Raw genomic sequence first — 12,735 nt, forward strand, 5'->3', positions numbered from 1 at the left:
GGGTAGAACAAGTGGAGATAGGGATAAGCACGTTTGTAGAAACAACGCCGGATCCCCAAACGGGTGAGGTCATCAGTCATGCACAACGAATACGTGAAGTTGTCGAGGAGATTGTGCTTGCAGATCAGGTAGGGCTGGATGTGTACGGCGTGGGGGAGCATCATCGTAAAGATTATGCAGCATCTGCTCCGGCCGTTATCCTCGCTGCTGCTGCTGCGCAGACCCAACGAATTCGGTTAACCAGTGCAGTTACGGTGCTTTCATCGGATGATCCCGTACGTGTGTTTCAGGATTTTGCTACACTGGACGGCATTTCGAATGGACGAGCTGAGATTATGGCAGGCCGGGGTTCTTTTATCGAATCGTTCCCGTTATTTGGGTATGATTTGGATAACTACGATGAATTATTCGATGAAAAGCTGGAGCTATTATTGAAAATACGGGAGTCCGAGAAAGTTACCTGGAAAGGCGGACATCGGCCGGCAATCAACAATTTGGGTGTGTACCCGCGTCCAGTTCAAAATCCGTTGCCCGTATGGATTGGGAGTGGGGGCAATCAGGAATCTGTGGTTCGTGCAGGCTTGCTCGGATTGCCGTTGGTTCTGGCGATTATTGGGGGTAGTCCTGTACAGTTTGCCCCGTTGGTGGAACTGTATAAAAAAGCCGCTAGGCATGCCGGTCATGATGCATCGCTGCTTCCGGTTGCATCACACTCACATGGTTTTATCGCAGAGACGACTGAGCTGGCAGCGGATAAGTTCTTCCCTTCTACCCAGCAGAGCATGAATGTGCTTGGGCGTGAACGGGGTTGGGGTCCTTACACTCGCTCCAGCTTCGATGCCGCACGCAGCTTTGAAGGAGCGTTGTATGTAGGCGATTCCGACACGGTTGCCAAGAAAATCATCCATCTGCGTAAACAGGTAGGCATTACACGTTTTCTGCTCCACGTGCCCGTCGGGACGATGCCGCATGATGATGTCATGAGAGCTATTGAGCTATTGGGAACAGAGGTAGCACCACGGGTGCGTGAAGAGATATCCAAGTGGGAATCCGAGAGTAAATAAGCGGGTTACCTCATAGATAAAAGAGAAAGGAGCAGGCCATGGGGGGGAGGTCGCTCCTTTTTTGGGTTCTAAAAAACTATATGTGAGCTGGTAGATCGTTTTTTATTTTGTCCGTTTTTTATGCGTGATGCGTTTTTGCAATAGGGTTTTACCTTGTTTTAGTCTCTTAGGTTTAGCAGGAACTCTGCGCAAGATAGGTTTCTCTTGGGTTGCTTTGGAAGGCAATGTCATGCGGAGTGTGGAAGATGCAGGTTTTCTTTGACTGCTGCTCGTTACAAAGTTGATAGTATAGTCGAAGACGAACGGGCTAACTGCGATTCTCCGCAGTCCCACGCTTCTACAAGTGGTACAGCCTGTATCCCAGCACCAATTGAAGGCATTCTCAGGAACTTGAGTGAAATATGAACCCCGCCATTCGCGTCCAAAATCATCTTCAGCGTAATAAAAGAACGTATTCCCTCCTGCGAAGCCGCTCCACAACTGAACAGTCTGTCCGGGGTTAACACGGTACCAGCCTGCTTTAGAGTAGTTAACAGGAGTACAGCTGAAGTCCGGGTAGGCAAAGACTACAAAGATAGCCGCATTAGTACTGTTGCGAAAATTGAGACCCATTGTCGTCACTTCTTTCCTCATATATTAATCCTACAGAATATTCTATGAGAGTTTTGAAGGAAGGGAACGGACAGGAGTCTCTTAATCGCTAAAATTGAACCATTTGCTGATGTCTATTTTGTGATGTTCATTCATAGATTGCCATTCATTCGTATCTGGTTGATAGATATAATCTTTTTGCCAGGTCATGATGTTTTCCACGATTGCCCGTATGGAAGAGGCGATATAGGAGACTTCCTGATTCGTCATCATGGGATGGAGCGACAGACGCACCCAGCCCGGTTTTCGAGATAAGTCTCCCGCATGGATCAGGTCTGTCATGTGTTTAGATGTTTGTGGGTCGATGCCCAGCAAATAATGTCCGTAGGGGCCTGCACAAGAGCAACCGCCCCTGACTTGAATGCCAAACCGATCATTCAATAGTTTTACAATCAGGTTATAGTGAATATGGCCGACAACGAAAGAAACGATTCCCATTCGTTCTTGGCTGCTTCCTCCTAAGATGTGTAGCCCTGGTATGGTACTCAAGCTCTTTAGTAATAATGATGTCAGTTCCTTTTTGCGCTCCAACAGACGCTTCTGTCCCATCTGTTCTTTTAGCCGAATGCAGAGCGCGGTTCGAACGGCCTGTAGAAAGGCAGGCGTCCCTCCATCCTCACGGGCTTCAGCATTATCTTTATACTCGTATCCACCCCAAGGATTGGTCCAGTTAACTGTGCCTCCTCCGGGCTGATCTGGAGCACAATGGAGGAACAGCCTCGAATCCATAATTAAAACGCCGCTTGTACCGGGACCCCCAAGAAATTTGTGGGGTGAAAATACAATCCCGTCCAGTTTCTCAAGGGGATCTGTGCGGTGCATGTTGATCTCGGTATAAGGTGCGCTTGCCGAAAAATCAACGAAACAAACGCCGCCATGTTCGTGCATTTTGCGGGCTAGCTGGTAAATCGGTACTTCGAACCCTGTAACATTGGAGCAAGCGGTAAAGGCGCCGATTTTGATAGGGCGATGCCGGAATTGAAGCAGCAGTCGTTCGAGATGAGTTAGATCGACCATTCCGCCGGGACCTGGAGGAAGACACACAACGTCGCCAATGGTTTCTGCCCAGGAAATATGATTGGAATGATGCTCCATGTGTGTAACGAAAATAACGGGGCGTTCTTTTTCGGCGATGGGGTAGAGAGGCTTTAGTTTTTCATGTATTTTCAATCCTAACAGTCGCTGAAGCTTATTCACTGCACCTGTCATACCGGACCCGGCGAACAGGATGATATCATGTTCATTGGCATGAACGTGGCTTTTAATGATTTGTTTCGCTTCTTCATAGGCTTGGGTCATCAGAGTTCCTGTCAAATTAGACTCCGTATGCGTGTTCGCCACGAAAGGGCCTAATTCATTTGCTATTTTCGACTCGATGGGTCCATACAGACGGCCGCTGGCTGCCCAATCCGCATAAATCAGCTTTTTTTGCCCGTATGGAGATTCAAAGGTCTGGTGATATCCGATTGTACTTTCACGATACCTTTGGAAATAAGCCTCGTTAGAAGGCTGATACCTACAATTACTGCTTCCAATTCGAGCCATGAGCATACGGCGCCTCCCAAGTCGTTCTGTCTTCTTAGGGTACGTAGGTAGGCCCGAATGGGTTAAAAAAAATAGGCGAGTGTCATCATTTAGTCACAATAAAAGCCTCATCCAAAAGCGGGATAAGGCAGTAGGTCTATCTTATATAAACAACTGCATATCGGATTCGAGCGCATCTTTTAGATACGTTTTGGCCTCGATAATTTCCAGTTCAGGTATAAATTCTTCCGGTTTAAAACCCATAATATCGACCGATAGCTTACAGGCATAAAATTTTACATTTTTCTTCCGCGCTCCTTTCAAGAAATGAATGAGCTTCGGGGCTTCGTTATCTTCGATCATTTCCGTCAGCATCAGCTTGCCAAGGCCACTAAAATTCATTTTGGACAATGGCAGTTCCTCGGGTCCTTTTGGAGTCATCCAGCCCATGATTTTTTCATAAATCGTCTTGTCTTCAAACGTCATCTTGTCAGGGTCACGAACCAGAAATAGTCCCCAGAACGCAAAAAACATCGTCACGTCCACATCCAGCTCCCGAGCTGTATTTGCCAGAATCAGTCCAGCCATTGCCTTATCATAATCGCCGCTGAACATAAGCAGATTCATCCTTTTATCCATAATTCCCGCCTCCATTACCAACAGATATATTCAGTATGGATTTGGGAATGAGAAGTATGCCCAGTTCACATATTAATCACAATTACAGGACATGTGTCGGATTCAAGAGCACTATTCAATATATGTTATTATTATTATCTACGGAAATTACATAGCACCATTGTTTTATGGAATATTAGTAGGATAAATGTGAAAGGAACGGGGTTTGAAATTTATGAAAAGGGATGGATCATCCTAACGGGGTGAAAACGTTGGTGGTATTCCCTTCCGAGTCTACAGGTTGGCCGCTCGACCTGTCTTCAACTGGAGAATCGGAAGCCTTTGACGAGTTTGGGGAATTGAAAGCAGGCTATAGGCTTCAAGCGAGCGTTTACGACTTTGATCATGATGGAACTAACGAGTTAGTCATTGCAGCGGGTGACTTAGCTACGAATGCTGAGATATGGGTTTTTTCATTTACAAATGTAGAAAACATTAAAAAGATAGATCCTTTTCATCAGGAGTTAGCCGTAACAGGGCAATCCTATATTACTTTGAATGGACATGAATTAGATGTGCCTTATGGCTCTCAAGGTTTATTTGAGACGTATAAGTATGTAGATAAAGAATTTCTTACTTCTGTCAAGTAGCCCGCCGTTACCAATGTCATATCTACAAACCGCTCCCATCTGTATAATCTCAAGGGAATTCAAGACTTAAGCCTGAGATTGGGAGGATCATGAGAAAGTGAGTATAGACAACAAATATAAAGCACTTGAACTGGAAAAGCCGGGCATCTACGAGCTGGAGGGACTGGAAGTCGGGGTTACCTCCAATTGCAACTTCAAGTGTGATTACTGCTGTGCGTATCAGCGGAACGACGGGCAATGCATCAGCAGCAAAGAAGTCATTGATATTATTGATGACATTCCAACGTTAAAACGTGTGCGACTGTCCGGGGGAGAAGTGACCTTGAAATATGAGGATTGTCTGGACATCGTGGCTCACTGTTCAAGCAAGGGCATCGCTACCCAGCTCAACACCAATGCCAGCTTGCTCAGCCCTGAACGAATTGAGAAACTGCGTGATGCAGGACTTTCCAATATTCATATCTCCTTCAACTTCACGGATGCCGATAAGTATGCAGCTTATTATCATGTACATCCTCGCATGTATGAGAAGATTGTACAGAATATTCGGTTATGTACCGAAGCCAAGCTAGAAACGGTGCTGGAGACGTTGCTGTTTGCAGAGACGCAGAACAACATGCCAGCCATTAGTGAAAAGGTATATGAACTCGGTGTGCGCATCCATGAAATCCAAAACAGTATCGTGATGGATCATACGAACTGGAACGCTATTTCTACCAAGGAAGCGCTCGTTCGTTCCGTTCATGACCTGATTGCACATAAAAAGGACGATACTGTGCTGTATTTCACCTGTATGGACCGTTTTGCAGAAGCACTGGGCTTCAAGGAACAGCCGGGTGTTTATTTTTCCAACTGCGTTGATGGTAAAAAACAGCTCCATCTTCACGGGAACGGGGACATCCTGATCTGTGAGCTATGCCACCCTGTGGTCATCGGCAATATTTATAATGAAACTTCCCTAAAGGATATTTATAAAAATAAACCGAAGCAGCTTGAGGAGTTTCTCGATAAACTGCCTTGTCCTGCATATGATGCGCTTTTTCCTGTAGGAAGCAAGTAGACATGATTTAAGATTGTGAGGCTATGAGCATCTACCATCCAAATAGGTTGGATGGTAGATGTCCTTCATGTAACTCCATGAATCCTTTATTATTTCAGGATTTTGCAAAATCCTCATTTGTTTTAATGAAAGGGTTTACATGTTAAAATATAAAAATATGATCCTCTTATGAAAGAAGGAGTAGATATGAAATATAGAAATGTAGGCAACAGTGGTCTTAAAATTAGTGAAATCGGTCTAGGGAGCTGGTTGACGTACGGTACAGCCGCCGAGCAGGAAGCAGCTCATACCTGTATTGCCAAAGCCTTTGAACTCGGGATTAATTTCTTTGATACCGCGAACGCGTATAACCGGGGAGAAGGCGAGAAGGCTATGGGAGCTGCCTTGAAGCCTTATCGAAGAGAGAGCTATGTGTTATCTACCAAGGTGTACTTCCCTATGGATTCCGGTCCCAATGACAGGGGACTGTCACGCAAGCATATTATGGAGCAATGTGAAGCGAGTCTGAAGCGTCTTGGTACGGATTATATCGACATGTACTTCTGTCATCGTTATGATTCGGATACTCCTTTGGAAGAGACGCTGAGAGCGCTCGATGACCTTCAGGCTCAGGGTAAGATTCTGTACGCTGCTGTCAGTGAATGGAGTGCTGCCCAGCTCACGGATGCTTATGGGATTGGAAAAAGGCTGAATTTGCGCCCGCTGATTGCCAATCAGCCGATCTATAATATGTTCGAACGTTATATCGAACATGAGGTACTTCCTGTATCCGGACAGATAGGTATTGGCCAAATCGTATTTTCGCCTCTGGCTCAAGGGATTCTCACGGGTAAATACAAGCCGGGACAGCCTTTACCGACGGGTAGCCGGGGGGCTGATGCCTCTGTCAATAATGTCATCAGCAGTTACATGAACGATACCGTTCTAAACTGTGTTCAGGATCTGGATAAGCTGGCGAAGGACTTGGGTGTCACCCTGTCACAGCTCGCGCTTGCCTGGATTCTGAGAGAACCGGGTATCAGCGCTGCACTCATTGGGGCTACTAAACCGGCACAAATTGAAGAGAATGTGAAAGCAGTCGAAGTGACGCTACAACCGGAGACATGCGTGGAAATTGAGCGAATTCTGAAGCAAGCAGAGGGTTTTGCACCTTTGCGTTAAGCATTTTTAACTTGCTTCAAGCATGGCATAAATACCTGAACCCACACTAAATACAATCCCGCTCACTAAAACAAGGATTTGCTTTTTACTGAGATCCAGCGGATCAAAAAAGATGGGCAACAGCCATTTTAGGCTGATGACAGCCCATAAACCCTCCAGTAATCCTAGCATCAACACCTTTTGTCCCCAGTGAAACTTCATTTGCGGTGTTAGCGGACCTTCAAGAAACAGGTCACCTGAAGTATGGAGGTTCCAAGAAACGATAACTACGAATATAACAAGAGTTAATAGGGTCGACATAATATAGGTGATATCTTTTTTAGCCTCTTTCGTAAGTCTCGGCGATTTTTTAAACTCAGGCAAGCCAATCAGGAAAAAGACGATTCCTACGATAATAGCCACGCCTACAGAGGAACCAAGTATGATATTGGCTAAGATGCCGATGCCATTGATGATTAATAATAAAATAAGCTCTCCCCCTTTGGGGTTACGATGATAGTTATTTTATTGTACACATAGGAACGAAAATGCTCAAATATTTGGAAAATCCCCAGCGCTTTCGCCTGGGGCTTTTTTTGCTTTTTGCCGATTATAATGCTGATTTAATGACCTTTTTATAATACAGGATGGATAGTATCCCAAAAATGGAATATAAGGCGGTGTACAGCACCATAACGATGATCATAGGCATCCAAATTTCAGTTCCAAACAAGAACCAGCCGGATTGGACGGCGAAATAGCTATGTGAAAGGCCAATCACTAATGGGATGCCGAAGTTAAAGAGTTGTTTTATTTTAATACCTCTAAGCAGGTCACTTTGAGTGAACCCTAACTTTCTTAACACGGTGTAATTGGCTTTTTCGTCTTCGCTCTCATCCATTTGCTTAAAATAAAGGATACATCCTGATGTAATGAGAAAGGTGAGTCCTAAAAATCCAACTACAAACATGATCACTCCCATGTTCCGCTTCTGATTGCTGCTCATTTCAAGGCGTGATGTTTGTTGATCATTAAAATCCGCAGCTGCAAAGAGACGATTGGCTTCTTCAATCTGTTCTGCATTTATCATATCAATTCCAATATATAAGGATGATTTCTTTTGAATCTCAGGATTTACATCTTTCTTTAACCGCTCAAATATGGTTTCGTCTACAATGGCAGTGGGTAGTCCCCCGGCTGTAAAATAGTAGGGAATCACATACTCCTTTTTTAGACCCAAATATTGTTGATGTATGACTTCTTTTTTTCCCTTCAAATCCAATGGACCAAAGTTTTTCAAGGACATAAATTTCTGTAACAGATCATTATAGCCCATTAAAATTGCTTGACCTGGAGATACATCCGTACCCTCCACAGATTGATCGCTTATGACAGGCAACGTCATGGAATTCGCACCGATATTTAACCCTTCCAGAGGAGTCTCCATGATTTGCGCTGTGCCCACACTGACTTGAATAACTTCAATTTTCTTCTCACGATACTTTATGTCATGCTCCTGAAGTAACGTTTTGAATTTCTCAGCATCCGGTTCATTCGTCATTGCAAAATGGGAAGGTACATTGTCCTCAGCTGATTGATCCGCAGAATAATAGGCGATATAGCTTAAGGAAAGTAAACCGATGGCAAGTGCCGATACTGTTGTAATAATGGTCAACAACAAAGCATTGGATTTCATGCGGAACATAATGGATGAGAGAGATAGCACCTCATTAATGTTCAAATAGCCGCCTTTACTTTTTCTGATGATATTGGAAATAAAGCGGATAGATCCTTTATAAAAAAGTAGTGTTCCGATGATGACAGTGCCCAAAATAAACACCATAGCCATAAACAATTCATTCATGGATGTAAAGTCTCCGCCAAATAATTTGGAGGAAACATAGTAACCTAAAGCGATGAGAGAGATGCCAATGATCCCGATGATCATCTCATAGATCGTTATTTTCTTGATTTTCCCTTCGGTGGTTGAGTTCACTCTGAACAAAGATAAAATACTTTGTCTCTTGATAAAGGAATAATTCATGAGCATGATCAACAGGTAGATGATACAAAAAACGATGAGTGTTTGAATCAGTGCTTGGTTAGAGAAATATAGAGTGGCAATGGCTTCGACGCCTGTCGTCTTAAATAAGATCATGATCACTAATTTAGAAAAGGAAAATCCAACTCCGATTCCAATAAACAGGGAACTGAAGTATAGAATTAAGTTTTCAGCACTCAGGATGCGGAAAATTTTGTTTTTGGTCATTCCGATCAATTGAAATAGGCCAATTTCTTTGCTGCGTCTTTTTATAAAGATATTATTAGCATATAAAAGGAAGATGCAGACAATGGCGACCAATAAAACGGAAGCTGCCCTTATGGAAGCTGCCCCTTTAACAGAACCCTTCACTTCGTCCATGGAAGGATCGTATTGTAATGTGACGAAAGCGAAATAGAGCGCAACACTAAAAATGAGAGCAAAAACATACAGGTAATAATTCTTTAGATTTTTTTTCAAATTCTTTAGAATGAGCAGATTAATGTTCATATTGGACCCCGCCTAAGACCCCTTGGGTTTTCATGATATCCTGGAAGAAGCTTTGTCTTTCCTGCTCGCCTTTATGAAGCTGCGTATACATCTGCCCATCCTTAATAAAAATGACCCGACTGCAATGGCTGGCTGCGACAGGATCATGCGTGACCATAATAATGGTCGCCTTGCGTTTTTGGTTCAACTGGCCCAGCTTATTTAATAAATCGGAGGCCGACTTGGAATCCAGCGCACCCGTAGGTTCATCGGCAAAAATAATACTGGGCTCATGAATAAACGCTCTGGCCGCAGATGTACGCTGCTTCTGTCCACCCGAGATTTCATTAGGGTATTTGTCCTTGAGTTCATAAATTCCCAGTTCTGTAGCTACTTCCTGAAATTTTTGGTTGGCTTCTTTTTTAGGCGTTTTGGTGATGGATAAGGGTAAGAGAATATTCTCCTTCACGGTTAGCGTATCCAGCAGATTATACTCTTGAAAAATAAAGCCTAAATGCTGTTTGCGAAATTCAGCCAGTTGCTTTTCTTTCATTTTCGTCATTTCGATATCATTGATTTTAATGGAACCTTGGCTCACTTTATCAATAGAGGAAAGAACATTCAGCAGTGTGGTTTTACCTGAGCCGGAGGCTCCCATAATACTGACAAATTCCCCTTCTTCAATAAGAATATCTATTCCCTTCAAAACCTCCTGCATATTTAACTTATTACCGTAGCTTTTATGAATTTTATGGGCTTCTAAAATATTCACTTCGATGCACTCCTTATTGTTCTTGTAGCCTTATTATAAAAATAGAGCCGATGTTTTTCCTTTGATTGGGCGAACAATACATAAAAGCATGTGACATCTCTGTCACATGCTCACCATGCTCACGAAATCATTTCGTTTGGGAAAAATTAAAGTGAAGGTTGTACCCACGTTCAGTGTGGAGTGCACATCTATATGTATGAGCAAGGACTGGGCTGCTTTTTTCGTTAAATATAACCCCATGCCCGTTGAAGTATAATCAGAATGTTGGGTTGTGGAGGTAAAACCTTTCTCGAAAATACGGGGTATATCCTTCGGATCAATACCGCGCCCAAAGTCTTGGATCTCAAGCTGTATTCGATCCCTCTGTTCATAGCTGTGAATGATAATATCACTGGCATCGCTATATTTGATGGCATTAGTTAAGAGCTGTCTGATGATAAAGGCCAGCCATTTGGCATCACTCAGCACTTCCATGTGCTCCAATTGGATGTCAAAACCGATCCCTTTTTGGATGCACCATGACTGTAATGCTTTGATTTCATTAAAAACCAGAGATTTTAAATTCACTTGCTCGACATACAGATCATTTTCAATAAAGGATATGCGTTTGTGATGGAGCTGCTGATCCAGCAGTAAGTGGATTCGTAGCCATTCATAGGTTAACTGAGCTTTTAGGGGCTTATCGTCCAACCGCTCAATCATCAAATGCATGGTGGTCAAAGGCGTTTTTACCTCATGAATCCAGGATAATAGTTCATCTTTTTCATGTTCAAGTGTCAATTGATTTTGCGAGATGATCTGTTGTAACCGTTCGGTCTGGTCAGTGATTTTTTGTTCAATGATTTGCTCAAACGGACTCTCCGGTTCGCCTATACCCGTTAGTTCAAGAGGGCTCCTCCATTCTTCTAGTGTTGTATAGAATTTGGTTTCCTTGGGATAGCGCATGATTAAAAAAACCAAGAAAATCATCATGGATAAGAAGACGATATAAAGGATGGGCATTAACGGAATTGCTGCATCCACATAAGCAATGAACAGGATCAGAAATTGCTGGCATACAAACAGTAGAATCCAGCTCCGCCTCTCTATAAGATATTTTTTAATCATAGGAAGGTGCCTCTTCTGTAGCCATGTAGCCTTGTCCGACTTTCGTTTCAATGAAACGGCCCAAATCCAGCTCGTCTAATTTTTTACGCAGGCGGTTCAAGTTGACGGTCAGGGTATTGTCGCTGACAAAACGTTCATCATCCCAGAGGCTTTTAATTAATTCTTCTCGTGCGACAATTTTATTTTTTTGTTCGATTAGCAACTTCAAAATAAAAATCTCGTTCTTGGTTAATTCGATGGAGCCAGCCTCATTGGCTACTACATTTTTTTCATAATCGACCGTCGCTCCACACCATGTTTTCAGGGAGACGGGTTCTGTATTGTAATTATATACGCGGCGGAGTGTCGCCTGTAATTTTGCAATGAGTACATCAAAATGAAACGGTTTTTGGATAAAATCATCTGCTCCAAGCTGCATCGACATCACCATATCCGTAGGATGATCCCGTGACGATAAGAAAAGGATGGGGACGTTAGAGTGGGATCGAATCATTCGACACCAATGAAACCCATCAAATTTCGGCAATTGAATATCTATCACGACCAGATCAGGCTTTATCGTTGTGAATTCCTGAATGACTTTATTAAAGTCCTGGATGCCATACACATCATAGTTCCATTGAGTTAACCGATCCTTCATTTCATGGAACAAAGTTTCATCATCTTCAATTAGTAAGATTTTGAACAACGATTTCACCACTTTATACTTTTTTTGGTTTTTGGAAAATTCGATTCCAGTCGCTTATTGGATTTTGCAAACTCCTCTTTTATAAAGAGTATAGCAAAAATTGTGTATGTGCTACATGGTGGACTCAACTTGATATTGCGATAATCTACTGTTAATAGTTGAGGTTTATAGTGGGTTTATATTGACTATCTCATATAATTTAAAGGATGGATGCAATGATGGGAATTCACACGTATTTTCGGTCGCTAAATGAGCTGGAAAGAATCATCCGTTGTCCAGGGAAGTTTAAATTTGAGGAACACAGCGTATCGGCTCATTCCTGGAAAGTGGTGCAATATGCCAAAACGCTGGCTGATATTGAAGAAAGAAATGGTGTCAGTATTGACTGGAAAAAGCTATACGAGATTACGAGCAGTCACGATTACGGGGAGATTTTTATTGGAGACATCAAAACGCCCGTTAAGCATTCCTCTAAGGAACTACGGCTATTAATCCAGCAGGTCGAAGAAGGTATGGTTGAGTATTTTATTGAAGAGAATATTCCCGAGGATTTTAAAGCCATTTTTCGCAAACAGCTAAGGGAGGGTAAAGATGATTCTGTAGAAGGTTTAATCCTTGAAGTTGCGGACAAAATGGATCAGGTGTACGAAGCATTTGCTGAGCTTCAGCGGGGAAATACTGAAAAAGAATTTATAGTCATGTACCGTAATGCACTTGTGAAAATCAAGAATATTCAATTACACTGCGTTAATTATTTTTTGGAAAATATCCTGCCCGATATGGTTAAGGAAGAAACGCCCTCATCCATTGATATCAAAAAGATTACGGAAGAAGCCTTAGCTTTGTAAATGAATTCCCCTACCGTCCAGAAGCTACTGAAGCGCTTCTGTCCATACATAATAATTCCCCTTGCAAAACCAGACAACGCTTG

13 protein-coding genes are annotated in these 12,735 nt (G+C 43.0%); 5 read left to right on the forward strand and 8 right to left on the reverse strand.

Translation table 11 applies throughout. From position 1 onward, the window contains the following. Positions 1-11: 11 nt before the first annotated feature. Entirely contained in the window at positions 12-1,064 is a 1,053-nt protein-coding gene (locus WA407_RS00655) for an LLM class flavin-dependent oxidoreductase (RefSeq protein ID WP_134902742.1), read from the forward strand. Positions 1,065-1,166: 102 nt separating this feature from the next. Here WA407_RS00655 and WA407_RS00660 read toward each other — a convergent pair whose 3' ends face one another. The 3 genes from WA407_RS00660 to WA407_RS00670 all read right to left on the reverse strand — a co-directional run bounded on the left by WA407_RS00660 (position 1,167) and on the right by WA407_RS00670 (position 3,878). Then, positions 1,167-1,676, reverse strand: a complete 510-nt coding sequence (locus tag WA407_RS00660) for a DUF1036 domain-containing protein (RefSeq protein ID WP_336076753.1) — start codon at positions 1,674-1,676, stop codon at positions 1,167-1,169. A gap of 81 nt (positions 1,677-1,757) precedes the next feature. Further along, complete coding sequence (locus WA407_RS00665; RefSeq protein ID WP_235306758.1) at positions 1,758-3,266, reverse strand: aminotransferase class V-fold PLP-dependent enzyme; 1,509 nt, start codon at positions 3,264-3,266, stop codon at positions 1,758-1,760. 135 nt (positions 3,267-3,401) lie between these two features. Next, positions 3,402-3,878, reverse strand: coding sequence for a DsrE/DsrF/DrsH-like family protein (locus tag WA407_RS00670; protein WP_023991039.1), 477 nt, complete (start codon positions 3,876-3,878; stop codon positions 3,402-3,404). A 242-nt stretch (positions 3,879-4,120) separates the two neighbouring features. Here WA407_RS00670 and WA407_RS00675 point away from each other — a divergent pair, with 242 nt between their 5' ends. The 3 genes from WA407_RS00675 to WA407_RS00685 all read left to right on the forward strand — a co-directional run bounded on the left by WA407_RS00675 (position 4,121) and on the right by WA407_RS00685 (position 6,728). Beyond that, positions 4,121-4,507 (forward strand): hypothetical protein, encoded by a 387-nt coding sequence (locus WA407_RS00675; protein ID WP_235306757.1) that lies wholly within the window; start codon positions 4,121-4,123, stop codon positions 4,505-4,507. A 97-nt stretch (positions 4,508-4,604) separates the two neighbouring features. Then, positions 4,605-5,567: a radical SAM protein gene (locus tag WA407_RS00680; protein ID WP_235306756.1), complete on the forward strand. Its 963-nt coding sequence runs from the start codon at positions 4,605-4,607 to the stop codon at positions 5,565-5,567. Positions 5,568-5,753: 186 nt separating this feature from the next. After that, entirely contained in the window at positions 5,754-6,728 is a 975-nt protein-coding gene (locus WA407_RS00685) for an aldo/keto reductase family protein (protein WP_336076569.1), read from the forward strand. 6 nt (positions 6,729-6,734) lie between these two features. Here the strand turns inward: WA407_RS00685 and WA407_RS00690 are convergent, their stop codons facing one another. The 5 genes from WA407_RS00690 to WA407_RS00710 all read right to left on the reverse strand — a co-directional run bounded on the left by WA407_RS00690 (position 6,735) and on the right by WA407_RS00710 (position 11,804). Next, positions 6,735-7,130: a hypothetical protein gene (locus WA407_RS00690; protein WP_336076570.1), complete on the reverse strand. Its 396-nt coding sequence runs from the start codon at positions 7,128-7,130 to the stop codon at positions 6,735-6,737. Between the two features lie 187 nt (positions 7,131-7,317). Continuing rightward, positions 7,318-9,258, reverse strand: coding sequence for an ABC transporter permease (locus WA407_RS00695; RefSeq protein ID WP_250260055.1), 1,941 nt, complete (start codon positions 9,256-9,258; stop codon positions 7,318-7,320). Beyond that, the gene (locus tag WA407_RS00700) at positions 9,248-10,009 is read right to left on the reverse strand and encodes an ABC transporter ATP-binding protein (protein WP_254328063.1); all 762 of its coding nucleotides are present in this window, start codon (positions 10,007-10,009) and stop codon (positions 9,248-9,250) included. Before WA407_RS00700 ends, WA407_RS00695 begins: the two co-directional genes overlap by 11 nt. 102 nt (positions 10,010-10,111) lie before the next feature. Continuing rightward, the gene (locus WA407_RS00705) at positions 10,112-11,116 is read right to left on the reverse strand and encodes a sensor histidine kinase (RefSeq protein ID WP_336076571.1); all 1,005 of its coding nucleotides are present in this window, start codon (positions 11,114-11,116) and stop codon (positions 10,112-10,114) included. Beyond that, positions 11,109-11,804, reverse strand: coding sequence for a response regulator transcription factor (locus tag WA407_RS00710; protein WP_235306750.1), 696 nt, complete (start codon positions 11,802-11,804; stop codon positions 11,109-11,111). Before WA407_RS00710 ends, WA407_RS00705 begins: the two co-directional genes overlap by 8 nt. 218 nt (positions 11,805-12,022) lie before the next feature. Between WA407_RS00710 and WA407_RS00715 the strand changes: the two genes are divergently transcribed. Continuing rightward, the gene (locus WA407_RS00715; protein WP_069290707.1) at positions 12,023-12,652 is read left to right on the forward strand and encodes a YfbR-like 5'-deoxynucleotidase; all 630 of its coding nucleotides are present in this window, start codon (positions 12,023-12,025) and stop codon (positions 12,650-12,652) included. Positions 12,653-12,735: the final 83 nt, after the last annotated feature.

Source organism: Paenibacillus sp. 203 (assembly GCF_037027525.1).
Lineage (GTDB): Bacteria > Bacillota > Bacilli > Paenibacillales > Paenibacillaceae > Paenibacillus > Paenibacillus polymyxa_B.

Coding starts and splice junctions, on each gene's coding strand:
- WA407_RS00665 (WP_235306758.1), bottom strand. CDS start 3,266: ATGCTCATGGCTCGAATTGGAAGCAGTAATTGTAGGTATCAGCCTTCT.
- WA407_RS00695 (WP_250260055.1), bottom strand. CDS start 9,258: ATGAACATTAATCTGCTCATTCTAAAGAATTTGAAAAAAAATCTAAAG.
- WA407_RS00670 (WP_023991039.1), bottom strand. CDS start 3,878: ATGGATAAAAGGATGAATCTGCTTATGTTCAGCGGCGATTATGATAAG.
- WA407_RS00705 (WP_336076571.1), bottom strand. CDS start 11,116: ATGATTAAAAAATATCTTATAGAGAGGCGGAGCTGGATTCTACTGTTT.
- WA407_RS00715 (WP_069290707.1), top strand. CDS start 12,023: ATGGGAATTCACACGTATTTTCGGTCGCTAAATGAGCTGGAAAGAATC.
- WA407_RS00660 (WP_336076753.1), bottom strand. CDS start 1,676: ATGGGTCTCAATTTTCGCAACAGTACTAATGCGGCTATCTTTGTAGTC.
- WA407_RS00685 (WP_336076569.1), top strand. CDS start 5,754: ATGAAATATAGAAATGTAGGCAACAGTGGTCTTAAAATTAGTGAAATC.